This window comes from Achromobacter sp. HZ34 (assembly GCF_002209485.1).
Lineage (GTDB): Bacteria > Pseudomonadota > Gammaproteobacteria > Burkholderiales > Burkholderiaceae_B > Bordetella_C.
In genome coordinates this window covers 673,274-698,772 of record NZ_NJIX01000003.1, presented here as the reverse complement: position 1 = coordinate 698,772, position 25,499 = coordinate 673,274, and the positions used below count along the sequence as shown (strand labels likewise).

Here is a 25,499-nt window from a genome sequence, read left to right as displayed (position 1 = left end):
TAACACCCGTAGCGGGAGGGCGAACTGAGTAACATTCTCGGCCTGCGGTTCGCTCGTTGTTACAAGTGGCGGGGCAATCAGGGAAACCCCTGTATAGACTGGTCCGTCCTCCACTGCGTTCCCACCAGGAACATCTGCCAATGGAACAACGCGTGACTACCGTCCCGTCAGCAGGACAGACTACCGCCGACAGCAGCCAGCCAATTCTGGTCCTGGCTCCGCGCGGCCGCGACAAGCGCGCGCTCAGCACGGTGCTTGCCGAATATGGCGACCGTGTGCGCGAATGCCTCGACCTGGACACTTTCATCGCCGGACTTGAAGATGCCGCCTGCGGCCTCGTCGCCGCCCAGACTATCGGCACGCACGAGTGCGATCGCCTGGCCGCCTGGGTGCGCGCCCAGCCGGCGTGGTCCGATTTCCCTTTCATCGTGATCAACGGTGCCAGCGGCCCCCCTACGGGCATCGAAAGCCTGGGCAATGTGACCTTGCTCGAACGCCCCTTGCGCGGCGAGGCCTTGCGCCTGGCCTTGAGCGCCGCGCTGCGTTCGCGCTTGCGGCAGTACGGCGCGCGCGCGCAACTGGGCCGGCAGGGAGAAATCGAAGAGGCCTTGCGTGTGCTCAACGACACCCTGGAAAGCCGGATTTCCGTGCGCACGCACGACCTGGCGCGCGCCAACGACAACCTGATGAAGGAAGTGCGCGCCCGCGAGCGCACCCAGAGCGCCCTGGTGCAGTCGCAGAAGATGGAATCCATCGGCCAGCTGACCGGCGGCCTGGCGCACGATTTCAACAACCTGCTCAACATCATCATGGGCAGTATCGAGCTGATCGACCGCTCCACCGACGACCCCCGCATCCGCCGCCTGGCGGGCAATGCGCGCCAGGCGGTGTCGCGCGGCGCGCGGCTGACCAGCCAGTTGCTGGCCTTCGCGCGCAGCCAGACCATGGACCTGCGCGTCACCGACGTCAACGATCTGTTGAGCGGCATGCACGATCTGCTGGGCCTGTCGCTGGGGCCGACGGTGTCCGTGGTGACCCATCTGGATCCCCACATTCCCGCGGCCATCGCCGATGCCAACCAGCTGGAGTTGGCGGTGCTGAACCTGGGCATCAACGCGCGCGACGCCATGCCGGGCGGCGGCACGGTGACGCTGACTACGTCCTTACGGCGCGGCGACGGCGATCTGCCTGACGGCGCTTATGTGGTCATCGCCGTGGCCGATACCGGCAGCGGCATCGCGCCGGCGGCCTTGTCCAAGGTGTTCGATCCCTTCTTCACCACCAAGCCGGTCGGCAAGGGCACCGGCCTGGGCCTGAGCCAGGTGTATGGCATTGCCCGCCAGTCCGGGGGCACCGCCCGCATCGACAGCGAGCTGGGCAAGGGTACGGTGGTCGAGCTGTGGCTCAGTGTGGCATCCGGGGGCGCCCCGGCGGCCACGGCCACGGCGGCCGCCGATGCGGCAAAGGCCACGGCCGAGGGTCACGCCAGCGGCGACGACATCCTGGTCATCGATGACGATGCCATCGTGCGTAACCTGATCGTCGAATGCCTGCAGACCCTGGGCTACCAGGTGCGCCAGGCGGCCGACGGCGAAACCGGCTTGAAGATGTTGGCGGAACAGGCGCCCGACCTGCTCATGGTCGACTTCATCATGCCGGGCTTGAACGGCGCGGAAGTGATCGAGCGCGTGCGGGCCGTGCTGCCCGACCTGCCCATCATCCTGGCCACGGGCTACGTCGATGCCCAGGTGAGTGCCGAACTGCTGCAGCGTGAACTGATCCTGCAGAAGCCCTTCGACATCGACGACCTGGCCGCCATGGTGAGGCAGGCCCTGGCCCGGGCTTGATGCAAGAGCGCTGCCGCTCAGTGACTTAGCTCAGCGACGTCGCTCATGCGGGTTTGCCGGCACTCTGCGCCACGGATTTCTTGATGGCCTCGTGGCGCTTTTCCATTTCCTGCTTCAGGGCGCGGCGCTGGGCGGCGGCCTCGAAACGCTGCTTTTCTTCTTCGGTGCGCAGCTCCAGCGGCGGCACGGGCGTGGGATTGCCCAGCTCGTCCATCGCCACCATGGTGAAGTAACAGCTGTTGGTGTGGCGTACCAGCTTCTGGCGGATGTCTTCGGTGACCACCTTGATGCCGATTTCCATCGAGGTGCGTCCCGTGTAGTTCACCGACGCCAGGAAGGTCACCAGTTCGCCCACGTGGATGGGCTCGCGAAACACCACCTGGTCGACCGACAGGGTTACCACGTATTGGCCCGCATAGCGGCTGGCGCAGGCATAGGCCACCTGGTCCAGGTACTTGAGAATATGGCCGCCGTGCACATTGCCGGAGAAATTGGCCATGTCCGGGGTCATCAGGATGGTCATCGACAACTGGTGGCTGAAGGCTTCGTCCATGGTGTTCTGCCAAGAGAAAATTGGAAGGAGGGAGGGAATGTTGCATTGCCGCATGAACGCAGCTGGCCGCATGTTAACTCCCTCATACCACCGTGTTAACGAAATCTTGCGCTTTCCCTCCTATACTTAGACCCGTATGACCACGCGGAATGAAGCAAACATTCCGGTCCGGCGCGCTTGAGGCGATCCCTTATGGCCCCGGTTAGAGTCAGAGTCCAAGGAGTAACGTTCCATGGTTAACATGAACCGGCGCCAATTCTTCAAGGTGACCGGCGCGACCCTGGCGGGATCCAGCCTGGCCGTGTTGGGGGTTTCCCCCACGCCCGCCCTGGCTGAAGTCCGCGCCTATAAGCTCGCCCGGATGACCGAAACCCGCAACACCTGTCCGTACTGTTCGGTCGCCTGTGGGATCCTGATGTACGGTCTTGGCGACGGCGCCAAGAATGCCGCCGCCAGCATCATCCACATCGAGGGCGACCCGGACCACCCCGTCAATCGGGGCACGCTCTGTCCGAAGGGCGCAAGTCTGATCGACTTCGTCCATAGCCCCAACCGCCTCAAGTACCCGGAATATCGCGCGCCTGGCTCCGACAAGTGGCAGCGCATGTCCTGGGACGATGCCCTGACGCGCATCAGCAAATTGCTGAAGCAGGACCGCGACGCCAACTTCGTCGCCAAGACCGCGGATGGCAAGACCGTCAATCGTTGGCTGACCACCGGCATGCTGGCCGCGTCGGCGTCCAGCAACGAAGTGGGCTACATCACGCACAAGGTGATACGCAGTACCGGCATGCTGGGATTCGACAACCAGGCTCGTGTCTGACACGGCCCGACGGTGGCAGGTCTTGCCCCGACGTTTGGCCGTGGAGCGATGACGAACCATTGGGTCGACATCAAGAACGCCGATGTAGTACTGGTCATGGGTGGCAATGCCGCCGAGGCCCACCCTTGCGGGTTCAAATGGGTTACTGAAGCCAAGGCCCATAACAAGGCCAAGCTGATCGTCGTGGATCCGCGCTTTACGCGCTCGGCATCCGTGGCGGACTTCTACGCGCCCATACGTACCGGCAGCGACATTGTTTTCCTGGGCGGGGTGATCAACTATCTGCTCACCAACGACAAGATCCACCACGAGTACGTGCGCAATTACACGGACTTCCCTTATCTGGTGCGCGAGGACTTTGCCTTCGATGCCGGCCTGTATTCGGGCTACAACGCGGACAAACGCACCTATGACAAGACGTCGTGGGACTACGAGAAGGGCGAGGACGGCTTCGTCAAGACCGACCCGACGCTGCAGCATCCCCGCAGCGTCTATCAGTTGATGAAGAAGCACTATTCCCGCTATACGCCGGAAATGGTGGAACGCGCCTGCGGCACGCCCAAGGACAAGTTCCTCAAGGTGTGCGAGATGCTCGCCAGCACGGCCGAGGCCGGCCGCGCGGCGACCATCCTGTATGCCTTGGGCTGGACGCAGCACTCCATCGGTTCGCAGATCATCCGCACCGGCGCCATGGTGCAGCTGCTGCTGGGCAATATCGGCATCTCGGGCGGGGGCATGAATGCCTTGCGCGGGCACTCCAATATCCAGGGCTTGACCGATCTGGGCTTGATGACCAATCTGCTGCCCGGTTATATGACGCTGCCCAACGAGCCGGAGCAGGACTTCGACAAGTACATCGCGACGCGCGCCACCAAGCCTTTGCGTCCCAACCAGCTCAGCTACTGGCAAAACTACAAGAAGTTCCACGTCAGCCTGATGAAGGCCTGGTGGGGCAAGGCGGCCACCGCGGAAAACAACTGGGCCTACGACTACCTGCCCAAGCTGGACCGCAGCTACGACATGCTGCAGGTGTTCGAGTTGATGAACGAGGGCAAGGTCAATGGCTACATCTGCCAGGGCTTCAACCCGCTGGCGGCCGCGCCCAACAAGAACAAGCTGAACGGGGCGCTGGCCAAGCTCAAGTTCCTGGTCATCATGGATCCGCTGAACACCGAGACCGCGGAGTTCTGGCGCAATATGGGCGAGCTCAACAACGTCGACACCGCGTCCATCCAGACCGAGGTCTTCCGCTTGCCGACCACCTGCTTCGCGGAGGAAGAAGGCGCCCTGGTCAACTCGGGCCGCTGGCTGCAATGGCACTGGAAGGGCGCCGAGCCACCGGGCGAAGCGCGTAGCGACATCGAGATCATGTCCGCCTTGTTCGGGCGGCTGCGCAAGATGTACAAAGAAGAGGGCGGCGCGTATCCGGACCCCATCGTCAACCTGGACTGGCCGTATTCCAACCCGCTCAGTCCCACGGCGGAAGAACTGGCCAAGGAATACTCGGGCCGCGCCATCGTCGACCTGGTCGACCCCAAGGACCCCACCAAGGTCTTGCGCAAGGGCGGCGAACAGTTGTCCGGCTTCGCGGAGTTGCGTGACGACGGCACCACGCTGAGCGGCTGCTGGATCTTCGCCGGCGCCTGGACGCAAGCGGGCAACCAGATGGCGCGCCGCGACAACAGCGATCCGACCGGCATCGGCCAGACCCTGAACTGGGCCTGGGCGTGGCCGGCCAACCGCCGCGTGCTGTACAACCGCGCGTCCTGCGACGTGGAGGGCAAGCCCTTCAATCCCGATCGCAAGCTGATCAGCTGGAACGGCAAGACCTGGGGCGGTGCCGACGTGCCGGACTTCAAGGTGGACGAGGATCCGGCCGGCGGCATGGGGCCCTTCATCATGAATCCCGAAGGGGTGGCGCGCTTCTTCGCGCGCGCCGGCATGGCGGAAGGGCCCTTCCCCGAGCATTACGAACCGTTCGAAACGCCGATCGGCTTCAATCCGCTCAACCCCACCCGGCCGGAAGTGACCAACAACCCGGCGGCGCGCATCTTCAAGGACGACCTGGCGCAGATGGGCAAGGCCGACCGCTTCCCGCATGCGGCGACCACCTACCGCTTGACCGAGCACTTCCATTACTGGACCAAGAATGTGCTGTTGAATGCCATCGTGCAGCCGCAGCAGTTCGTGGAAATCGGCGAGGTGATGGCGCAGGAACTGGGGATCGCCAACGGCAGCATGGTCAAGGTGTCATCCAACCGCGGCTATATGAAGGCCGTGGCGCTGGTCACCAAGCGCATCAAGCCGCTGATGATCGAAGGAAAGAAGGTGCATCACGTCGGCATTCCCATCCACTGGGGCTTCGTGGGACTGGCCAAACCCGGCTATATCGCCAACACGCTGACGCCTTTCGTGGGCGACGGCAATTCGCAGACACCGGAATTCAAGTCCTTCCTGGTGAACGTGGAAAAGGCCTGAGGGGAGAATCGATATGTCTATGCAATCCCTGGATATCAAGCGGCGCTCCGCCACCACCACGCCCATGCCGCAGGTGCGCGAGCCGTCCACCGGCTCCGTGGCCAAGCTGATCGATGTCTCCAAGTGCATCGGCTGCAAGGCCTGCCAGACCGCGTGCATGGAGTGGAACGACCTGCGCGACGAGGTTGGCACCAACGTGGGTGTCTACGACAATCCGGCCGACCTGACCGAGCATTCGTGGACCGTGATGCGTTTCTCGGAATTCGACAATCCCGACACGGGCAACCTGGAGTGGCTGATACGCAAGGACGGCTGCATGCACTGCGAGGACCCGGGCTGTCTCAAGGCCTGTCCGTCGCCGGGTGCCATCGTCCAGTACACCAACGGCATCGTCGATTTCCATGAAGAGAACTGCATCGGCTGCGGCTATTGTGTGACCGGCTGTCCCTTCAACGTCCCGCGGATTTCGAAGAAGGACCACAAGGCGTACAAGTGCACCTTGTGTTCGGACCGCGTGGCGGTGGGCCAGGAGCCTGCCTGCGCCAAGACCTGTCCCACCGGCGCCATCGTGTTCGGCACCAAGGAGGACATGAAGCACCACGCGGAAGAACGCATCGAGGACCTGAAGTCGCGCGGCTTCGATAACGCCGGCCTGTACGATCCGCCCGGCGTAGGCGGCACGCATGTCATGTACGTGCTGCACCACGCCGACCGGCCGTCGCTGTATCACGGCCTGCCGGAGAACCCGCGCATCAGTCCCATGGTGGCTTTCTGGAAGGGCATCTCCAAGCCCTTGGGCGTGGCCGCCATGGCGTTGACCGCGCTGGCGGGTTTCTTCCATTACGTGCGCGTGGGTCCGAACGAGACCGACGAGGAAGACGAACGCCGAGCCGAAGAGGAGGTGCGCCATGGCTGAAGACCTTAACCAGGCGGGTTTGCCGCGCGATCCCTTGCTGCAGGGGGATACGGCTGGCCCGCGGCATGGCGGGGTCCGCTGGATCCAGCGCTATACCGCCGGCGAGCGCACCAACCACTGGATCGTCGCCATCACCTTCGTCCTGCTGGCCGCTTCCGGCGTGGCGCTGTTCCATCCGTCCATGTTCTGGTTGTCGGCGGTGCTGGGCGGCGGCCCCTGGGTGCGCATCCTGCATCCCTTCGTCGGGCTGGTGATGTTCGTGTGTTTCGCATTGCTGGCGCTGCGCATGTGGCGGCATAACCTGATGCAAAAGCGCGACGTCCAGTGGCTGAAGCAGATTGGCGACGTGCTGAACAATCGCGAAGACCGGCTGCCCGAAGTGGGCAAGTACAACGCCGGCCAGAAGATGCTGTTCTATGTGTTGATCCTGTGCATGCTGGGTTTGCTGGCCAGCGGCATCGTGATCTGGCGCCAGTATTTCAGCTTCTATTTCCCCATCGGCGTGATCCGGGCCGCGTCCGTGCTGCACGCGGTTTGCGGTTTCGGCATAATCTGCGCGATCATCGTGCATATTTATGCGGCCATATGGGTAAAGGGTTCGATAGGCGCCATGGTGCGCGGCAAGGTCACCTGGGGCTGGGCGTGGAAGCACCATCGCGCCTGGTTCCGTGATGTTGCTACGGGCCGCATGCGCAAGTAGGCGGGTCCTGGCGGGCGGCGGGTTTGCCGGCTGCACGCGCCGGCATCCGCCGCCTTTTCATGTCAGGAGTACTTAGTGCAACGTATTCTGCCGCGGGGGGAAATCGAATCCCTCGACCATAACCACATTCCGCGGCTGATCGCGCCGGTGCGCGCCGAGGTCTTCCGCCTGCGCGCGGCGCGGCTGCGGCAACTGGCGCAGGACAGTGCCATCGGCGACTATCTGCGGCTGATCGCCGTGCTGGCCGATGCCCAGCATGCCGCCCTGGCCGAGTGCGAGACGCCGGCGGTGGATGCGCAGCGGATCGCGCTGGCCCAGGCGCATGGCATGGCGCCCGTGGCGACGGGCGAGATTCCGAACGATCCGGCGTGGCATGCGCTGCTGTTGCAGGTGCTCGATCGTGTGGATGCCGCGCCGGGGGTGCCCGCGCCGGTGCGGGCCATTTGCGGCGATCTGCGCTTGTCCGTGCAGGACGATGCCGAAGGGCTGGACCGTGCCGCCGCGGCCTTGGTGGGTGACGGCAGCGGACAGATAGACGTGGCGACCGCGCCTTTCCTGATGGCCGCGCTGCAGGTGTATGCCACCGACCAGGCCTGCCGCTTTGACGCGGCGCAATTGCCCGTTGTCAGTCCTTACGGGCTGTGCCCCGTCTGCGGATCGCTGCCGGTCGCCAGCGTGTTGCGCGTGGGCGGGCAGCAGGAAGGGTATCGCTATTTGTGCTGCTCGCTGTGCTCGACGCAGTGGCATGTGGTGCGCGTGAAGTGCACGACCTGCGAAGAGACCAAGGGTATTGCCTACCAGGGCATCCAGGGTGAGGGGCGCGCGCCGGAAAAGGAAGCGGCGCGGGCCGAGACGTGCGACCGCTGCCATACCTATCGCAAGATTTTCGCGCAGGAAAAGGACTTCGACGTGGATCCCGTCGCGGACGATCTGGCGACCTTGGGGCTGGATGTGCTGGTGGGGGAGGCGGGGTATCAGCGGGCTAGCGGTAATCCTTTCCTGTGGCAGGGGGAGTAGGCCATGGCGGACAGCGCGCTGCGGATTCCTTCCGTCGATCGGCTGCTCGCCGCGCCCGCGGTGGCGGCGCTGACGTCCCGGTATGGACACGGCGCCACGGTCGCGGCATTGCGAACGAGGCTGGATGAATTGCGACCGGCAGTGCTGGCGGCGGGTGCGGGCGTGGTTCCGGCACTTGCCGCGCCCGCTGATCCTGATGAGGTCGACAGCACCAAGCCGCTTGGCGATCCGGCGGCCGAATCGACCCACCATGTCGCGTTGCAGTTGCGGCCCGATTCAATCGCGGATGTCATCGGTGCGCGGCTGGCGGCGTTGAACGCGCCGCGTCTGCGCGCGGTCTTCAATCTGACCGGCACCGTGCTGCATACGAACCTGGGCCGTGCCTTGTTGCCGGAAGCGGCGGTGCAGGCCGTGGTGCGCGCGCTGACCACGCCGGCCAACCTGGAATTCGACCTGGCCAGCGGCGGCCGCGGCGATCGCGACGATCTGATCGTCGATCTGCTGCGCGAACTGACCGGCGCCGAAGCCGCCACCGTCGTCAACAACAACGCGGCCGCGGTGCTGTTGATGCTCAACGCCTTGGGCGAGCGCAAGGAAGTGGTAGTGTCGCGCGGCGAACTGGTGGAGATCGGCGGCGCGTTCCGCGTGCCGGACATCATGAAGCGGGCAGGCGCGAAGCTGGTCGAGATCGGTACCACCAATCGCACGCACGCGGCCGACTACGAGAACGCCATCGGCCCGAAGACCGCCATGCTGATGAAGGTCCATTGCAGCAATTACGCGATCAGCGGCTTCACCCATAGCGTGGGTATCGCGGACGTGGCGCGTATCGCCCACGCCAAGGGCCTGCCGGCGGCGGTAGACTTGGGCAGCGGCACGCTGGTCGACCTGACGCAATGGGGTCTGCCGCGCGAGGACACGGTGCGCGAGACCATCGCCGCGGGTGCCGACCTGGTGACCTTCAGCGGCGATAAATTGCTGGGCGGTCCCCAGGCGGGTTTGATCGTCGGCCGCGCGGATCTCATACGCAAGATCAAGAAGAATCCTTTGAAGCGGGCGCTGCGGGTGGGCAAGTTGACGCTGGCCGCGCTGGAGCCGGTGCTGGCGCTGTATCGCGCGCCGGAACTGCTGCCGCAACGCTTGACGACCTTGCGCCTGCTGACGCGTCCACAGGCCGTGATGCAGGAACAGGCCACGCGCCTGGCACCCGCGCTGCAGGCCGTGGTGGGCGCCGGCTACGAGGTTGCCATGGCGCCCATGTTCAGCCAGATCGGCAGCGGTGCCTTGCCGGTGGATCAACTGCCCAGCTGCGGCCTGGTCATACGCGCCGTGGGCAAGTCCCGCAATGGCCGCGCCTTGAGCCGGCTGGAAGAGGCCTTGCGCGGTCTGCCGCGCCCGGTCATCGGCCGCATCACCGACAACGCGCTGTGGCTGGACCTGCGTTGCCTGGAGGCTGACGACGAAGCGGTCTTCGTTGCGCAGTTGCCGGAGCTGGTTGCTGCTTTAGCGCCGGCAATGCCCGCTCCAACGCCGCGACCATTGGTGTCGCCAAGCGCCGCGACGCCACGATCTTCGCCGGCACGGGATGCAGCCGGAAAGGTGCGTCTGTCGTGATCATCGGCACCGCTGGCCATATCGACCATGGGAAATCCACGCTGGTGCGTGCGCTCACCGGCGTGGACACGGATCGCCTGAAGGAAGAGAAGGCGCGCGGGATTTCCATCGAACTGGGCTATGCGTATTTGCCGGCGCCGGATGGCCAGGTGCTGGGTTTCATCGACGTGCCCGGCCACGAAAAGCTGGTGCACACCATGGTGGCCGGGGCCAGCGGTATCGACTTCGGCTTGCTGGTGATCGCCGCCGACGACGGCGTGATGCCGCAAACGCGCGAACACCTGGCCATCCTGGAGCTCGTGGGTGTGTCCCGTGGCGCGGTGGCATTGACCAAGATCGACCGGGTCGACACCGCGCGCGTGGACGAAGTGACGCAGCAAGTGCGGTCGCTGCTTGCCGGCACGGCGCTGGCCGACGCGCCGGTCTTTCCCGTGAACGCGCTGGCGGGCGCGGACGCCGGCGACGTAGTGGCGTTGCGCGAACACTTGTTCGCTGGCGCGGCAGCCTTGCCCGCACGGCGTGAAGACGGCTTCTTTCGCCTGGCCGTGGACCGTGTCTTCACCCTCGCGGGCCACGGCACCGTCGTCACGGGGACCGTCTTCAGCGGGCGGCTGGATGTCGCGGTGGCAGGCCGTGGAGCGCCGCACGGCGACTCGCGTCAGGAGGGCATCGAGGACGGCCTGAAAGGCCAGCAACGAAGCAGCCAGCAAGACGATCCGCGGGAAAATCGGGAAGGTCACCACGAAACCGTGGCGCTCGTGCTCGCGCCCGCGGGCACTCCCGTGCGTGTGCGCAGCCTGCACGCGCAGAACCGGGCCGCCACGGTTGGCGTGGCCGGCCAGCGTTGCGCCTTGAACCTGGCCGGTATCGATACTCGCGCGATCGAGCGTGGCGACTGGATCGCCGATGACCGGGCGATGGCGCCGTCCACCCGCATCGATGTCGACCTGCGCTTGCTGGCCGATGCCGATACCACGGTCAAGGCGTGGACGCCGCTGCATATCCATTGGGGCGCCGCGCGCCGCCTGGCGCATGTCGTGCCGCTGTCGGCGGACAGCATCGCCCCGGGCACGCGCGGCCGCGTGCAACTGGTCTTCGACAAGCCCGTCTGCGCTAGCGCCGGTGACCGCTTCATCGCGCGTAATGCACAGGCCACCCGGACCATAGGCGGCGGCGTGGTGCTGGACCCGCAGGCACCGGACCGCAAGCGCCGCTCGTCCGCGCGCCTGGCCTGGCTCGACGCCATCGAAGCCATGCTCACCGACGGCGGCCTCGAACCGATCCTGGCCGAAGCCCCCTTGGGCGTTCGTACGGCCGACCTGCAACGCCTTACCGGCCGTGCGCTATCACGCCTGCCCGCTGATGCCTTGCGTATCGGCGACATCGTCATCCTGCGGCGCCACCGTGATGCTTTGCGCGATGCGGCGCTGGCGGCGCTGCGCAAGTTCCATGGCGATCTGCCCGACGAGCCCGGCGCCGACATCAGCCGCCTGCGCCGCATGGCATGGCCCACCCTGGACGATGGGCTGCTCCACGCCCTGGTCGACGACCTGCTGCGTGACGGCGAGCTCCAGCGCAATGGGCCGTGGCTGCATCTGCCTGGACACAGCGCCGCGCTCAGCGAGGAAGACGAAGCATTGGCGCAACGCCTGTTGCCCGATCTCCGGGCGGGCGCCTACGACCCGCCCTGGGTACGCGACCTGGCGCGCAAGCACAACCAGCCCGAAGAACGCGTGCGCGTCTTGCTGCGCAAGCTGATGCGACGCGGTGAAGTCAGCCAGGTCGTGAAGGATCTTTTCTATCACCGCGAACGAGTGCGCGAGTTGGTGCAGTTGCTGGCGCGCCTGGATGTTGAAGCAGGGGCCGCATCGACTCCCGCTACCGCCGCTGCGAAGTCGCCGTCGCGCGGCATCGAGGCCGCGGCCTTTCGTGATGCCACCGGCCTGGGCCGCAAACGTGCCATCCAGATCCTGGAGTTCTTCGATCGCGTCGGATACACTCGCCGCGTACGCGACACCCACATCCCGCGCGCCGACGCGCAGTGGGAAATATGACGGCATCGTCCCGCTGGCAATGGCATCGTCAGCGATAATGATCCCGTCGTCACGATGACGATTGCATCTGGCGATCGATGCGTGATCGTGGAGATAAGGAAGGCATCCGTGCCCGGTGGCACGGCCGGGCTTCAAACCCGGTTGGGGGCGTCAGCCGTTCCCAGGTAGGTTCGACTCCTGCTGCCTTCCGCCACTGCTTCACCAGATCACGTGGGGCACGAAAGGAATAGGGCCAGGCCCCTGGTGATCCACAACTTCCGGCATACGGGGCCGCATAATAGGCGGACCACTGCGAAAACTCGCGGAGCAAGCATGCAGCGGCTACCGTTCGAACGGTGCCCAGCCCGGCGTTTTACGACCCACCGCCTTTTACACGGCGGTACAAGGTGCTGCGGTGTACGCCCAGGCGCCGCGCGGCCTGGCTGACGTTGCCGTCGCAGGCCTGCAGCGCACCGCGGATGGCGAGGTCGGTCAGGCCTTGCAGCGTGCCGGGCGCCGCTTCCTCGACCAAGGATGGCAAGGCCCCGCGGATGTCGGCGGACAACATGTCGACCCGCAAGTCTTCATCGCCGGCCAATACATGCAGCGTGCGCAGGGTCGTCGACAACTGCCGGAAATTGCCTGGCCACACATAGTCGGCCAGCAGGCGCAACACTTCAGCGGGCAAGCGCGGGCCATCGCTCGCTGCCCCGCAACGCATGCGCCACAGCGCGCGCACGATGGCGCCACGGTCGGCATATTCCCGCAAGGCGGGCAAACGCACGGTGTATTCGGCGATACGGAAATATAGATCGCTACGTACCGGGCTGCTTACATGCCCGATGTCCAACGGCTGATGCGTGGCGCAGATCAATGCGAAATCGACCGGTACCGCGCGGCCGCCGCCTAACGGTGTCACTTCGCGGGCCTGCAGCACACGCAGCAGACGTGCCTGCAAGGACAAGGGCATGTCGCCGATCTCATCGAGGAACAGCACGCCGCCCTGGGCCTGGCGCAGCAGGCCTTTGCTGCCCTGCCTGCGTGCACCGGTGAAGGCGCCATCCTCGTAGCCGAATAGTTCGGACTCGATCAGCGTTTCCGGCAGCGCGGCGCAATTGACCGCCACGAATGGACCGCCAGCGCGTTCACTGCGCTCATGCATCTGCCGCGCGAAGATTTCCTTGCCTGTGCCCGTCTCGCCTTGCAGCAATACGGCGACGCCGGCATCCAGCAAGCGCACCGTGCGCGCCAGTTCGCTCAGCGTCGCCGGATCGAACCAGTACGATTGCGATGGAACGGCCGGCTGCTCGTCCTGCGTCCGTTGATGCCGCGCGCGCCGCTCGCGCGTGGAAGCGACCGGCAGGGACGCTGCTGGTGCCGCAGTGCGCAACGACAGATCATGCCGCTCCGCCGCAAGCGCCGGCGCGCTGTGGAACCCGCCCTGATCCGGCCAGCGCACCCGCGCGTGCAGCATCTGTCCATCCTGGCGATGCAGGCGCCCGGCGGCGGCAGCTTGTCCGGGCGAGCCGGCGAACAGGTCGTCATAGCGGAACACCCCCAGGCCCGCGCGGTCGATGCCAAGCAGCGCCAAGGCGTGGCGATTGGCCGCGACCAGTGTGTCGCCGTCAAAGGCCAGCCGGGCCGCCGTGTCCCGCTCCAGGCCATCCGCCCGCGTGTGCAGGCGCAGCATCAGGCAGGACGCCGCCAGATCCTCGAACAGCGCGCTCTCCACCTGGTCGATGGCAGCCCGCAGACTGTCCCCGGCATCGCGCCAACGGCCATCCGCGTGGCACGTCAAATCCAGCAGGCCCAGCGTCCGCCCAGCGGGATCCAGGATGGGCATGGCCGCGCAGGTCAGCACGCGATTCGGCTCGAAATAGTGCTCGGCGCCTTGCACGGCAATGGCGCGGCGCTCGACCAGCGCGGTGCCGATGGCATTGGTCCCCGCAGCCGCTTCACTCCACGACGCGCCGGGCGCCAGGGCCAGTTGGCTGGCACGGTCCAGGAAGTCGGCACTGCCGCCGCTGTCCAGCACCAGGCCTGCCGCATCGGTCAGCACCACCAGGCCCCCGGCGGCGCGGGCACGCTGTTTCATGTCCGCCATGACCGGTGCGCACAAGCGGCGCAAGGCAGCGTGACGGTCCAGTTCCTGGCGCAGCTCGGTCTGGGTCAGCAACGCCGGCAGGCGGGCACCGCGCATGTCCTGGCCGGACTCGGCGCAGCGGCGCCACGAACGCAGGATGGGATCGGCCAACAGATGCTCCGGAACGACACCCTTCTGCCGGAACAGCCGGCGCGCCGCGCTTAGCGCGGCCTGGTGGGACGGTATGGACATGATGGTCTCCGGTAGGCGTTCTGCGACACCTGTCGCCGTTCTCTGTCGCAAAACGCGACAGCACGGTCCGGCACGCGCCAGCGGCCGGCGGGCTACGGCGTACTTTCGCACGCGTCCTTGGCCTTGTCCACGCGCGTAACTTTCCCACACCGGTTCCCACACCGGTGACGGCCCGATCCCTGCGCGGCAGTGCATTGAGGGGCGGAGCGCCTGGGACCAAATTGGCATGCATATTGCAACAACACAATCAGGCCCGTCGCCAGGGTCATCATTCAAAACAGGAGACAGCATGGATACCGCTACCCGCGTCGCCCCGGATGCCTACGGCACCCCCGTCAACTTCAAGAAGCAATACGACAACTTCATCGGCGGCCGTTGGCAGGCGCCCGCCGAGGGGCAGTATTTCGACAATGTGACCCCAGTCACCGGCCAGGTGCTATCCCGCAATGCACGTTCGACCGCGCGCGACATCGAACTGGCGCTGGATGCAGCGCACAAAGCCGCTCCCGCCTGGGGCAAGACTTCCGTCGCCGAACGCACCCGCATGCTGAACCGCATCGCCGACATCATCGAAGAAAACCTGGAACTGCTGGCCACGGCGGAAACCTGGGACAACGGCAAGCCAATACGCGAAGCCCGCGCCGCCGACCTGCCCCTGGCCGTGGATCACTTCCGCTACTACGCCGCCGCCATCCGCGCCCAGGAAAGCGGCCTGTCGGAAATCGATGCCGATACTGTCGCCTACCACTTCAAGGAACCGCTGGGCGTGGTCGGCCAGATCATCCCCTGGAACTTCCCCATCCTGATGGCCGCCTGGAAGGTCGCCCCCGCACTGGCCGCCGGCAACTGCGTGGTGCTCAAGCCCGCCGAACAGACACCCACCGGCATCCTGGTGCTGGCCGAACTGATCGCCGACGTGCTGCCTCCAGGGGTGCTCAACATCGTCACGGGTTTCGGCCTGGAAGCGGGCAAGCCCCTGGCCTCCAACAAGCGCATCGCCAAGATCGCCTTCACCGGTGAAACCACCACCGGGCGGCTGATCATGCAGTACGCCTCGCAGAACCTGATTCCCGTGACGCTGGAACTGGGCGGCAAGTCACCCAATATTTTCTTCGCCGACGTCGCGTCGCAGGACGATGATTTCTTCGACAAGGCCATTGAAGGCTTCGTCATGTTCGCGCTGAACCAGGGCGAGGTGTGCACCTGCCCCAGCCGCGCGCTGATCCAGGAATCCATCTACGACCGCTTCATGGAACGCGCGCTCAAGCGCGTGGCCGCCATCAAGCAGGGCAATCCGCTGGACGCCGACACGATGATAGGCGCACAGGCTTCCAGCGAGCAGCTGGAGAAGATCCTGTCCTACCTGGACATCGGCAAGCAGGAAGGCGCCAAGGTGTTGGCGGGTGGCGCCCGCGCGCAGTTGAACGGCGAGTTGAAGGACGGCTATTACGTGCAGCCCACGGTGTTCGAAGGCAAGAACAACATGCGCGTGTTCCAGGAGGAAATCTTCGGACCGGTAGTGGCCGTCACCACCTTCAAGGATGCCGACGATGCGCTGGCGATTGCCAACGATACCTTGTACGGCCTGGGCGCGGGCGTGTGGTCGCGCGACGGCAATACCGCCTATCGCATGGGCCGCGCCATCCAGGCCGGCCGCGTGTGGACCAACTGCTATCACGCCTATCCGGCGCATGCGGCGTTCGGTGGGTATAAACAGTCCGGCATCGGGCGCGAAACGCACAAGATGATGCTGGACCATTATCAACAGACCAAGAACCTGCTGGTCAGCTACAGCCCGAAGAAGCTGGGCTTCTTTTAAACAGGCTTCTCTGAACCGGGCTTGTTCTGGCGCAGGACGCTGCGGGAGCAGGGCGGGGCGGCGTGGGGCCGCCCCATCTGTTGCCCCATTCTGATACCGGGGCCGGCCCCCGGCCGGCATACCCAGACACTCCAGCATCAATGACCCCTGCCGCTTACGGCAAGCAGGCAGCGCTACAAGGGAGCAAGGCATCATGGCCACTGTGCAATCGACAGGCGACGCTCACACCGCCGTGCGCGCCGAAGGAGACATCGGCAAGGTCACAGCCACGCCCGTCGCGTTGGCATTGATCGCGGAACTGACCGCGGAATACGGGCCCATCATGTTCCACCAATCCGGCGGCTGCTGCGACGGCTCGTCGCCCATGTGTTATCCGCAGGGCGAATTCCTGCTGGCCGACCACGATGTCCTGCTGGGTGAAATCGGCGGCGCGCCCTTCTACATCGGCGGCGCGCAATATGAAGCGTGGAAGCACACCGACCTGATCATCGACGTCGTCCCCGGCCGTGGCGGCATGTTCTCGCTCGACAACGGCCGCGAGAAACGCTTCCTGACCCGCTCGTCCATCTGCGCCATGCCACCGGCGCAATGAACGACCAGGCGATCAGGCGATCAGGCGCGCCAGTTCCGCGCCAGGATCCGGCGCGCGCATGAAGGCTTCGCCCACCAGGAAGGCATCGACGCCCTTGGAACGCATCAGTTGCACATCCTCCGGCTTGAGGATGCCGCTTTCCGTCACGACGCGGCGGCCGGCGGGAATGCGCGGCAGCAGATCGAGCGTGTTGTTCAAGGAAGTCTCGAACGTGCGCAGGTTGCGATTGTTGATGCCCAGCAGCGACGTGCGCATGCCCAGGGCCACCTCCAGTTCCTGCGCGTCGTGCACTTCCACCAGCACGTCCATGCCCAGGTCCATCGCGCACGCTTCCATGTCCTTCAGTTGCGACGGCGTCAACGCGGCGGCGATCAGCAGCACGCAGTCCGCGCCCAAGGCACGCGCATTGATGATCTGGTAGCTGTCGATCACGAAGTCCTTGCGCAGCACCGGCAGCGGGCATGACGCGCGCGCCTGGCGCAGATGGTCGTGCGAACCCTGGAAGAACTGCACGTCGGTCAGCACCGACAAGCAGGCCGCGCCATGCGCCGCATACGTCGCGGCAATCTCGGCGGGGTTGAAGTTGTCACGCAATACGCCGCGCGAAGGCGAGGCTTTCTTGATCTCGGCAATGACGCCGGGCTTGCCGGCGGCGATCTTGTCTTCGATGGCTTGCGCGAAACCGCGCACGTCTTGACGGGCCTGCGCTTCGCGCAGCAGTTCCGCTTCACTGCGCAGTTGGCGCGCGGTGGCGACTTCCTCGGCCTTGACGGCGAGGATCTTCGCAAGAATGTCGTTCATTTCAAATATTTCCCGTTCAGACCTTCCGGGTGTAGGCGCAGAATTGTTCCAACTTGTCCCGGGCAGCGCCGTTGTTAATAGTTTCAAAAGCGAGTTTCAAACCCGCGTCGATGGAGGGCGCGCCGTTGCCGGCGTAAATCGCCAGGCCTGCATTCAATGCGACGATGTCGCGCGCCGGTCCGGCCGTGCCCGACAGGGCTTCGACGATCAGGTCGCGCGATTCCTCTCGATTGGACACCTTGATGCCACGGTTGGACATCATGGATAGCCCGTAGTCCTCTGGATGGATTTCGTACTCACTGATTACGCCGTCCTTCAGTTCACCGATCAAGGTGGCAGCGCCCAGCGAGGCTTCGTCCATCCCGTCCTTGCCATGCACCACCAGTACATGGCGCGAACCCAGCCGCTCCAGCACGCGCACCTGGATGCCGACCAGATCCGGATGGAACACGCCCATCAACTGGTTGGCCGCGCCGGCGGGGTTGGTCAATGGACCGAGAATATTGAAAATGGTTCGCACGCCCAATTCCTTGCGCACCGCCGCCACGTTCTTCATGGCGCCATGGTGGGCCGGCGCGAACATGAAACCTATGCCCGTGGCCTCGATGCATTCGGCCACTTGCTCGGGCGTCAATTGCAGGTTGGCGCCCAGGGCTTCCAGCACATCCGCGCTACCGGAGGACGACGAGGCACTGCGATTGCCATGCTTGGCGATCTTCACGCCGGCGGCCGCGGCCACGAACATGGCCGTGGTCGAGATGTTGAAGGTGTGGCTGCCGTCGCCGCCCGTGCCGCACATGTCCAGCAGGTCTTCGGGATAGGGCGTGTGCACCGGCGTCGCGAACTCACGCATCACCTGCGCGGCGGCGGTGATCTCGCCTATCGTTTCCTTCTTCACGCGCAGCCCCATCAGCAGCGCGCTGGCGATCTGCGGTGACAGTTCGCCGCGCATCAGCATACGCATCAGGTGAAGCATTTCGTCGTGAAAAATTTCACGATGCTCGATGCAACGGGTCAGCGCTTCGGAGGGAGAGATGGTCATGGTCTACGCCTTTGCGGCTTGTCGTCAGATATTCAGGAAGTTGCGCATGAGCGCATGGCCATGCTCGCTCAATACCGATTCCGGGTGGAACTGTACTCCGTAAATCGGCAGGGTTTTATGACGCACGCCCATGATGTCACCGTCGTCGGCGGTGGCGGTCACCTGCAGGCAGTCCGGCAGGGTCTTGGGATCGATGGTCAGCGAGTTGTAGCGAATCACCGTGTAGGGCGTCGGCAGGTTGGTGAAGATGTCCGTGCCCGTATGGATGATGCGTACCGTCTTGCCGTGCATGATGTTGGGCGCGCGCACGATGTCGCCACCGAAGGCGGTACCGATGGCCTGGTGGCCCAGGCATACGCCCAGGATGGGCAGCTTGCCCGCGAATTCCTTGATCAGCGCCACCGAGATGCCGGCCTCGTTCGGCGAGCAGGGGCCGGGCGACACGCAGATGCGGTCCGGCTTCATGGCGTGGATTTCTTCCAGGGTGATCTGGTCGTTGCGCGCCACCTTGACGTCCTCGCCCAGTTCGCCGAAGTACTGCACGAGGTTGTAGGTGAAGGAGTCGTAATTGTCGAGCATGAGCAGCCGGGACATAGTCAACCTCTTGAGCGTCAGAGCGAAATGGGAGAAAGGGAGGGCTGCGCGGCGCGCACACGTCCGTCGCGGGCCGGCCTGGCGGCGGCGGCGGGGAGTGTCGGGAGGATAGGACGGTAGAGCATCGGGCAATCTCCTGGGTTCTTGGAGCCGCCGTGCCGGGGAGCCGTCTGGGACATGACCTCGCTGCCGGTACGGCGGCAAGGTGCGATTCATAAACGCAACAACGTGCCGCTTCTTAAGAGAAGCGCCACCACTGGGTGTTGTTCGTTGCGTAGAGCATCACGGGTTCGAATTACCGGAAAAAATCGCGAAATAAACGCCGTCGAGTGTAGCGCAAAGCCGCAAAGGCTGTCGACACGCGATTTATTAGATGATGATCGTAATATTAAATAGTATGATGATCGTCATCCAATGGCAGGGCGTCTTCCCTGCCGTGAACACGGAGTGCCATTTCATGCAGAACAGCAAGGCTGCCGGCGACGGGCCGGCCGCGCCCGGGGCCGCCCTCGAATCCGCATCCCAGGTCCCATCCCAGGCCTCGACCGAGGCGCCGCCTCGGGCGTCCAACCAGGCCGCCCCCGAGACTCCGCGCAAACGGCGGCGCCTTCTTTGGATCATCCTGGTGCTGGTGGGCGTCGCCGTTATCGCGGGCGCGGCGTACTGGTGGCTGGAAGGCCGCTTCCACGAGTCCACGGACGACGCCTACGTGGGCGGCAATGTGACGGTGATATCGCCACGGGTATCGGGCTATGTGGCGCGCATCCTGGTGCAGGACAATGCCTTCGTCCACGCCGGCCAGCCGCTGCTGGAACTGGACCCCGCCGATTTCCATGCCCGCCTGGACGAGGCCCGGGCCGAAGCCGATGCGGCTCGGGCCGCCCTGGTCCGCCTGGCCGCGCAGGCCGACCTGGCGCAGGCGGATATCACCCAGGCGCAGGCTCAAGCCGCGGTGGAGCAGGCCGCCATCGTCCTGGCCGAACGCGACGACCGTCGCTATGCCAATCTCGCCGATACCCATTCGGGCACGCAACAGGATGCGCAACGGGCGCAGACGACGCTGGCCCAGGCCCGCGCGCGTCTGCGAGCCGCCCAGGCCGCCGTCAGCGCACGCCAGCACGAGGCGGCGGTGGTGGCGGCGCAAACCGGCGAAGCCCGCGCGCGCGTCGAACAGGCCGAGGCCAGCTTGCGTGCCGCCAACTTGAATGTGGGCTACACGACGCTGGCCGCGCCGGTCGATGGCTATGTGGGCAACCGTTCCGCGCACCCGGGCACCTTCGTCGCCGCAGGCACGCAGCTGATGTCCCTGGTGCCGGCGCAAGGCTTGTGGGTGGATGCCAATTTCAAGGAAGACCAGATCCGTGAGATGCGTCCCGGCCAGGCGGTGCGGATCGCCGCCGACGTCGACAGCGGGCTCAGCGTGACCGGCCATGTGCAAAGCCTGGCGCCGGCCACGGGCGCCGTGTTCAGCGTGATTCCCGCGCAGAATGCGACCGGCAACTTCACCAAGATCGTGCAGCGGGTGCCCGTGCGCATCGTGCTGGATTCCCAGATGGCCGCGCTGGGCACCTTGCGCGCGGGACTGTCGGTGACGGCCACCGTCGATATCAGGAAGCCCTGATCATGAACGCCACGGCAACAGCCTCAGGCAGCGCTGGCGCGCCGCCGCCCCATCCGCCCGTGCTGCCCTTCGCCATCATGTGCATGGGCATGTTCGTCGCGCTGCTGGACATCCAGATCGTGGCGGCGTCGCTGCAGGACATCGGCGGCGGCCTGTCGGCGGGACAGGATCAGATCGGCTGGTTGCAGACGGCCTATCTGATCGCCGAGATCATCGTGATCCCGATGTCGGGATGGCTGACCCGCGTGTTCTCCACGCGCTGGCTGTTCGCGGCGTCAGCCTTCGGTTTCACGGTGGCCAGCCTGCTGTGCGGCCTGGCCTGGAACATCGAAAGCATGATCGTGTTCCGCGCCCTGCAAGGCTTGATCGGGGCATCGATGATACCCACGGTCTTCACCTCCACCTTCCATTACTTCCCCGGCAAGCGCCAGCCCCTGGCCGCCGCCACCGTGGCGACCATCGCGTCGGTGGCGCCCGCGCTGGGACCGGTGATCGGCGGATGGATCACCGACACGCTGTCGTGGCGCTGGATCTTCTACATCAATCTGGTGCCGGGCCTGCTGGTGGCCCTGAGCACCGCGGCGCTGGTGGATATCGACGAACCTGACCTGTCCTTGCTGAAGGGCGCCGATTATCCCGGCATCGTGTTGCTGGCGGTGTTCCTGGGCTTCCTCGAATACGTGCTGGAAGAGGGCTCGCGCTGGAACTGGTTCGACGATGCCGGCATACGCCAGGCGGCGTGGGTGGCCGGCGTGGGAGGCGTGCTGTTCGTCTGGCGCAGCCTGGTGTTCGAGCGGCCCATCGTGGACTTGCGTGCCCTGACCAACCGCAATTTCCTGATCGGCTGCATCCTGTCCTTCATCACCGGCATGGGCATCTTCAGCACCATCTACCTGCTGCCGCTGTTCCTCGGCTACGTGCGGGGTCTGTCGGCCTTGCAGACCGGCACCATCGTGTGCGCGACGGGCCTGGGGTCTTTCCTGGGCGTTCCCGTGTACGTGGCGCTGGCACGCCGTGTCGATGCGCGCTGGCTGATGACGCTGGGGCTGGCGATGTTCGGCCTGTCCATGTTGAGCTTCAGCAATATCACCTCGGATTGGGATGGCGACCAGTTGTTCTGGCCGCAGATCATCCGCGGCTTTCCGCAGGTCTTCGCGGTGGCGCCCGCCGTCACGCTGGGCTTGGGCAGCCTGGCGATGGCGCGCCTGAAATACGCCAGCGGGCTGTTCAACATGATGCGCAACCTGGGCGGTGCCGTCGGCATTGCCCTGTGTGGGGCCATCTTGAACAACCGTACCAATCTGCATTTCGATCGCATTGCCGGGGCGCTCAATAGCGCCAATCCGGCGCTGCAGTCCTTGCTGGATGGCGCGCAGGCCCGCTTCGGGCAGGTGCTGGGTGACGCGGCGCACGCGCAGACCGCGGCCCTGGTGCAACTGCGCGCGCTGGTTTACCGCGAGGCATCGACCATGGCGTATGCGGACGCCTTCATCGTCATGGCGTCCGCATTCGCGCTGGCCGTCGTGCTCGCCCCCATGCTGCGCAAGGTCGGCGCGCGGCCGGCCGGTACTGATACAGGACATTGAGATGGAAACGTTGAATACATGGGCACGTGTCGCCACGGCCACCACCGGGTTGGCGTTGGCCTTGAGCCTGGCCGGTTGCATGTCGGGCCCCGACTATGCGCGGCCGGACATCGCCATGCCCGATGCGTATCACGCGCAGGCCACGGCGGCGGCGGATCGCGCGCCGGCCGCGGACCTGGCGCAATGGTGGGCAGGGTTTCGGGATCCGGTGCTGGACGGCCTGATCCAGCGGGCCTTGGCGCAGAGCCTGGATTTGGCCGCCGCGCAGGCCCGTGTAGCGCAGGCGCGGGCAGCGGCTGGGGAGGCGGCGACGGCGTGGCTGCCGCAAGGAGCGCTGGACGGCAGTGTGTCGCGTGAACGGCAGTCCACGGTCGGCCCGCTGGGCACGATCGCCAGCCAGTCGCCCGGCTATGACCGTAATCAGACCGTACGTACGCTGGGTGCCGGCGCCAGTTGGGAACTGGACCTGGCGGGTGGCCTGCACCGCAGGGCCGAGGCCTTGCGTGCACAGGCCGACGCCGCCGAGGCCGCGCATATGGGCGTGCGGATTTCCATCGCCGCGGAGACGGCCGATGCCTATTTCCAATTGCGCGGGGCGCAAGCCGCGCTGGTCCTGATGCGGGCGCAAGTCGACACCGACACCCGCTATGTTGCCGTCATGGAAGATCGCATGCGGCAGGGCGTGGCCCTGGACCGCGACCGCGACGACGCCGTCGCACGGCTGCGCCAGGACGATGCCCTGTTGCCGCCTTTGCGCGCGCAGGTGGAGAAGCAGGGCAATCGCCTGGACGTGTTGCTGGGCGATAGTCCGGGCGCCGATGTCGCAGGCGTGCGCAGGAACGGCAGCCCCGCCGATGCGGCTGCGCTACCCAAGGACTTCAGCGTGACCTGGACGCTGCCTGGCATCCCCGGCAGCTTGCAGCCTTCTGCCTTGCTGCGGCGCCGGCCCGACGTCGTGGCGGCGGAGCGGCGCCTGGCCGCCGCCACGGCGGGCATCGGTGCGGCGCTGGCGCAGTACTACCCTGATGTGTCCTTGTCCGGCCTGCTCGGGTTCGAGCGGTTGGGCGATGGCAATCTCTTCTCCAGCCAGGCCTTCCAGCCGGCGGCGCTGGCGGGCCTGCACTGGCGGCTGTTCGATTTCGGCCGCGTGGACGCCGAAGTGGCCCAGGCGCGCGGCGCCCAGGCCGAGGCTTGGGCGGCGTACCGGCAGGCGGTGCTGCGCGCCAGTGAAGACGCGGAGAACGCGCTGGTGACACTTGCCCAGGTCGATGACCAGGCCGCCGCGCTGCAAGGCGTGCTGGCCGCCAGCACGCGTGCCAAACAATCGGCGCAACGGGGCTATGGCCAAGGCACGGCCAGCATGGTGGAGATCCTGCTGCGCGAAAGGGAGGTGCTGCAGTCCAGGCGCGCATGGGTGCTGGCCGATGTCGACCGCGCCCGCGCCACGGTCGACGCTTATCGCAGCCTCGGCGGCGGCTGGAATGGGCAGGATGCCCAGGTCGGGCAGGGGGCGGGGGCCGGGGTGGCAGGGCAGGGCGGGCCGGAGGCGCAGGCCAGGCCAGACGCGCAACGCGGCCAAGACCGGCAGGACGGTCCAGGGACCATCTCATGATAAGTTGCGTGTCATCTCATTGAGGCCAGAACCATGCGCTATCGCCCGGAACATAAAGAGGAAAGCCGCCGCAAGGTGCTGGCGGCGGCCGCGCGGGCCATTCGTGAGCAGGGGCCCAACGGCGTCAGTGTTGCGGCGGTCATGGGCGAGGCAGGGCTGACCCACGGCGGCTTCTATGCGCATTTCCCGTCCAAGAGCGCGCTGATCGCGCAAAGCATCGAATTCATGTTCGACGAAATGACGGCGCGGCTCGACGAGGTGATGCGGGACAAGCCGCCGCGCGCAGCGCTGGCGGCATATGTCGACAGCTATCTATCGGGCGTGCACTGCGAGACGCGCAATGCCGGCTGCCCCATCGCGGCCTTGGGATCCGAAGTGCCACGGCTGGACGCCGAAGCCAGGCAAGCCTTCGCGCGCGGCATGGCCCGGCGCCAGGAGCGCATCGCGGGCTTGTTGACCGGCATGGGCATGGACGCGGCCGACGCCACGCGCGCGGCCCGCTCCATCCAGTCCGAGTTGCTGGGCGCGCTGGTCAGTGCCCGTCTCGTGGAAGACGCGGACCGCGCCGCCATCCTGGACGTTTCGCGCCAGTCCCTGCGCGAACGCTACAAGCTGGACGACGCGGGCTGATGGACGCGCACGGCATGCGGCGATAGCCACGCCGCGCCCCCGTTGGCGCATGACTGTGAACGCGTAATCAAGCGGCCGCGGCACACGCCACAGCATGCATCACTGCGCCGGCGCCGCGGCCTTGTCGAGGAACCAGAGCAGATCCCCGCGCGGCGCCACCAGCCCCGCCGGCGTGCGCGGATCATGGCGGCGGGCCCGCGCGACCGGCTCCCGTTTGGCCTGTCCCTGAGCCAGGAACATGACGGTATCCGCGCTATCCAGCACGGGATATGTCAGCGTGATGCGCGGCTCCGGCTTCTGTCCGACCACCGCCACCGCCCATTCCTTCTCTTCCAGCAACTGCGGCGCTCCAGGAAACAGCGAGGCCGTGTGGCCGTCATCGCCTATCCCCAGCAGATTCAGATCGAACAGAGGCCGGTTGACGTCCAGACGCTCCGCGCCGTAGAAATCCCGCAGCGTCTGCGCATAACGCTGGGCGGCCGCTTCCGGCGTGCCGTCAGTGGGCACCGGATGCACGTTACCGGCCGGGATGGGCACATGATCGATCAACGCCAGTTTCGCCATGCGGTAGTTGCTGTCCGGATGGTCGTGGGGCACGAAGCGTTCGTCGCCCCAGAACAGATGTACCCGCTTCCAATCGATGCGACGCGCCAGGTCCGGACGGGCCAGCCGTTCATACAAAGGCTTGGGCGTGGACCCGCCAGACAGCGCCAGCGCATAACGATCCTCGCTGGCCTCGATATGTTCGACCAGCCATTTGGCTGCGCCTTCGACCAGTTCGGCAGGCGTGGCGAAAACTTGCAAGGTGCCGCTGGCGGCGGGAGTATGGGTAGATCCGGTCATGGCTTGCTCCAGGTTAAGGGCCTATGCACAGGTCCAGAGGGTT

At 65.7% G+C, this 25,499-nt stretch carries 19 protein-coding genes and 1 tRNA gene; 14 read left to right on the top strand and 6 right to left on the bottom strand.

The genetic code is table 11. The annotated features are described in order from the left end of the window. Nucleotides 1-140 precede the first annotated feature (140 nt). Nucleotides 141-1,847, top strand: coding sequence for a response regulator (locus CEY05_RS15210; RefSeq protein ID WP_088599127.1), 1,707 nt, complete (start codon nt 141-143; stop codon nt 1,845-1,847). Nucleotides 1,848-1,890: 43 nt separating this feature from the next. Here CEY05_RS15210 and CEY05_RS15205 read toward each other — a convergent pair whose 3' ends face one another. Then, complete coding sequence (locus CEY05_RS15205) at nt 1,891-2,400, bottom strand: acyl-CoA thioesterase (RefSeq protein WP_088599126.1); 510 nt, start codon at nt 2,398-2,400, stop codon at nt 1,891-1,893. Nucleotides 2,401-2,632: 232 nt separating this feature from the next. Between CEY05_RS15205 and fdnG the strand changes: the two genes are divergently transcribed. From fdnG to CEY05_RS15165, 7 genes are all read left to right on the top strand, one after another. Next, nucleotides 2,633-5,701 (top strand): formate dehydrogenase-N subunit alpha, encoded by a 3,069-nt coding sequence (fdnG, locus tag CEY05_RS15195; RefSeq protein ID WP_143220450.1) that lies wholly within the window; start codon nt 2,633-2,635, stop codon nt 5,699-5,701. Nucleotides 5,702-5,714: 13 nt separating this feature from the next. Further along, nucleotides 5,715-6,617 (top strand): formate dehydrogenase subunit beta, encoded by a 903-nt coding sequence (fdxH, locus tag CEY05_RS15190; protein WP_088599123.1) that lies wholly within the window; start codon nt 5,715-5,717, stop codon nt 6,615-6,617. Further along, entirely contained in the window at nt 6,610-7,317 is a 708-nt protein-coding gene (locus CEY05_RS15185; protein WP_088599122.1) for a formate dehydrogenase subunit gamma, read from the top strand. Before fdxH ends, CEY05_RS15185 begins: the two co-directional genes overlap by 8 nt. Nucleotides 7,318-7,392: 75 nt before the next feature. After that, nucleotides 7,393-8,334: a formate dehydrogenase accessory protein FdhE gene (gene fdhE, locus CEY05_RS15180; protein ID WP_088599121.1), complete on the top strand. Its 942-nt coding sequence runs from the start codon at nt 7,393-7,395 to the stop codon at nt 8,332-8,334. 3 nt (nt 8,335-8,337) lie between these two features. Next, nucleotides 8,338-9,948: an L-seryl-tRNA(Sec) selenium transferase gene (selA, locus tag CEY05_RS15175; RefSeq protein WP_088599120.1), complete on the top strand. Its 1,611-nt coding sequence runs from the start codon at nt 8,338-8,340 to the stop codon at nt 9,946-9,948. Continuing rightward, nucleotides 9,945-12,002, top strand: coding sequence for a SelB C-terminal domain-containing protein (locus CEY05_RS15170; protein ID WP_233161531.1), 2,058 nt, complete (start codon nt 9,945-9,947; stop codon nt 12,000-12,002). Before selA ends, CEY05_RS15170 begins: the two co-directional genes overlap by 4 nt. Before the next feature lie 97 nt (nt 12,003-12,099). Beyond that, nucleotides 12,100-12,195 (top strand) — tRNA-Sec (locus CEY05_RS15165). Nucleotides 12,196-12,354: 159 nt separating this feature from the next. Here CEY05_RS15165 and CEY05_RS15160 read toward each other — a convergent pair. Next, nucleotides 12,355-14,316 carry a sigma-54-dependent Fis family transcriptional regulator gene (locus CEY05_RS15160; protein ID WP_088599119.1) on the bottom strand — a complete coding sequence of 654 codons (1,962 nt, stop codon included), beginning with the start codon at nt 14,314-14,316 and terminating at the stop codon, nt 12,355-12,357. A gap of 289 nt (nt 14,317-14,605) precedes the next feature. Between CEY05_RS15160 and adh the strand changes: the two genes are divergently transcribed. Together adh and CEY05_RS15150 are read left to right on the top strand one after the other, a co-directional pair. Next, entirely contained in the window at nt 14,606-16,135 is a 1,530-nt protein-coding gene (gene adh, locus CEY05_RS15155) for an aldehyde dehydrogenase (protein WP_088599118.1), read from the top strand. Nucleotides 16,136-16,328: 193 nt separating this feature from the next. Then, nucleotides 16,329-16,727 (top strand): DUF779 domain-containing protein, encoded by a 399-nt coding sequence (locus tag CEY05_RS15150; protein WP_088599117.1) that lies wholly within the window; start codon nt 16,329-16,331, stop codon nt 16,725-16,727. A gap of 12 nt (nt 16,728-16,739) precedes the next feature. On the opposite strand, the gene trpC is transcribed toward CEY05_RS15150, so the two are convergent. Genes trpC through CEY05_RS15135 form a run of 3 tightly spaced genes read right to left on the bottom strand, consistent with a single transcriptional unit; the run spans nt 16,740 to nt 19,164 of the window. Next, nucleotides 16,740-17,528: an indole-3-glycerol phosphate synthase TrpC gene (gene trpC, locus CEY05_RS15145; RefSeq protein WP_088599116.1), complete on the bottom strand. Its 789-nt coding sequence runs from the start codon at nt 17,526-17,528 to the stop codon at nt 16,740-16,742. Nucleotides 17,529-17,544: 16 nt separating this feature from the next. Then, the gene (trpD, locus tag CEY05_RS15140; protein WP_088599115.1) at nt 17,545-18,570 is read right to left on the bottom strand and encodes an anthranilate phosphoribosyltransferase; all 1,026 of its coding nucleotides are present in this window, start codon (nt 18,568-18,570) and stop codon (nt 17,545-17,547) included. A 24-nt stretch (nt 18,571-18,594) separates the two neighbouring features. Next, a complete protein-coding gene (locus CEY05_RS15135) occupies nt 18,595-19,164 on the bottom strand; it encodes an aminodeoxychorismate/anthranilate synthase component II (RefSeq protein WP_088599114.1) in 570 nt (189 codons plus the stop codon). Nucleotides 19,165-19,561: 397 nt separating this feature from the next. Here CEY05_RS15135 and CEY05_RS15130 point away from each other — a divergent pair, with 397 nt between their 5' ends. From CEY05_RS15130 to CEY05_RS15115, 4 genes are read left to right on the top strand one after another with little or no spacing between them, the layout of a single operon-like run. Beyond that, nucleotides 19,562-20,785: an HlyD family secretion protein gene (locus CEY05_RS15130; protein WP_233161530.1), complete on the top strand. Its 1,224-nt coding sequence runs from the start codon at nt 19,562-19,564 to the stop codon at nt 20,783-20,785. A 2-nt stretch (nt 20,786-20,787) separates the two neighbouring features. Next, nucleotides 20,788-22,371, top strand: coding sequence for a DHA2 family efflux MFS transporter permease subunit (locus tag CEY05_RS15125; RefSeq protein ID WP_088599113.1), 1,584 nt, complete (start codon nt 20,788-20,790; stop codon nt 22,369-22,371). Between the two features lies 1 nt (nt 22,372). Next, nucleotides 22,373-23,983 (top strand): efflux transporter outer membrane subunit, encoded by a 1,611-nt coding sequence (locus CEY05_RS15120; protein ID WP_088599112.1) that lies wholly within the window; start codon nt 22,373-22,375, stop codon nt 23,981-23,983. Nucleotides 23,984-24,016: 33 nt separating this feature from the next. Beyond that, complete coding sequence (locus CEY05_RS15115) at nt 24,017-24,613, top strand: TetR/AcrR family transcriptional regulator (RefSeq protein ID WP_088599111.1); 597 nt, start codon at nt 24,017-24,019, stop codon at nt 24,611-24,613. Between the two features lie 99 nt (nt 24,614-24,712). Here the strand turns inward: CEY05_RS15115 and pgl are convergent, their stop codons facing one another. After that, on the bottom strand, nt 24,713-25,456 hold the full coding sequence (pgl, locus tag CEY05_RS15110; protein ID WP_088599110.1) for a 6-phosphogluconolactonase: 744 nt from the start codon (nt 25,454-25,456) through the stop codon (nt 24,713-24,715). Between the last annotated feature and the right edge of the window lie 43 nt (nt 25,457-25,499).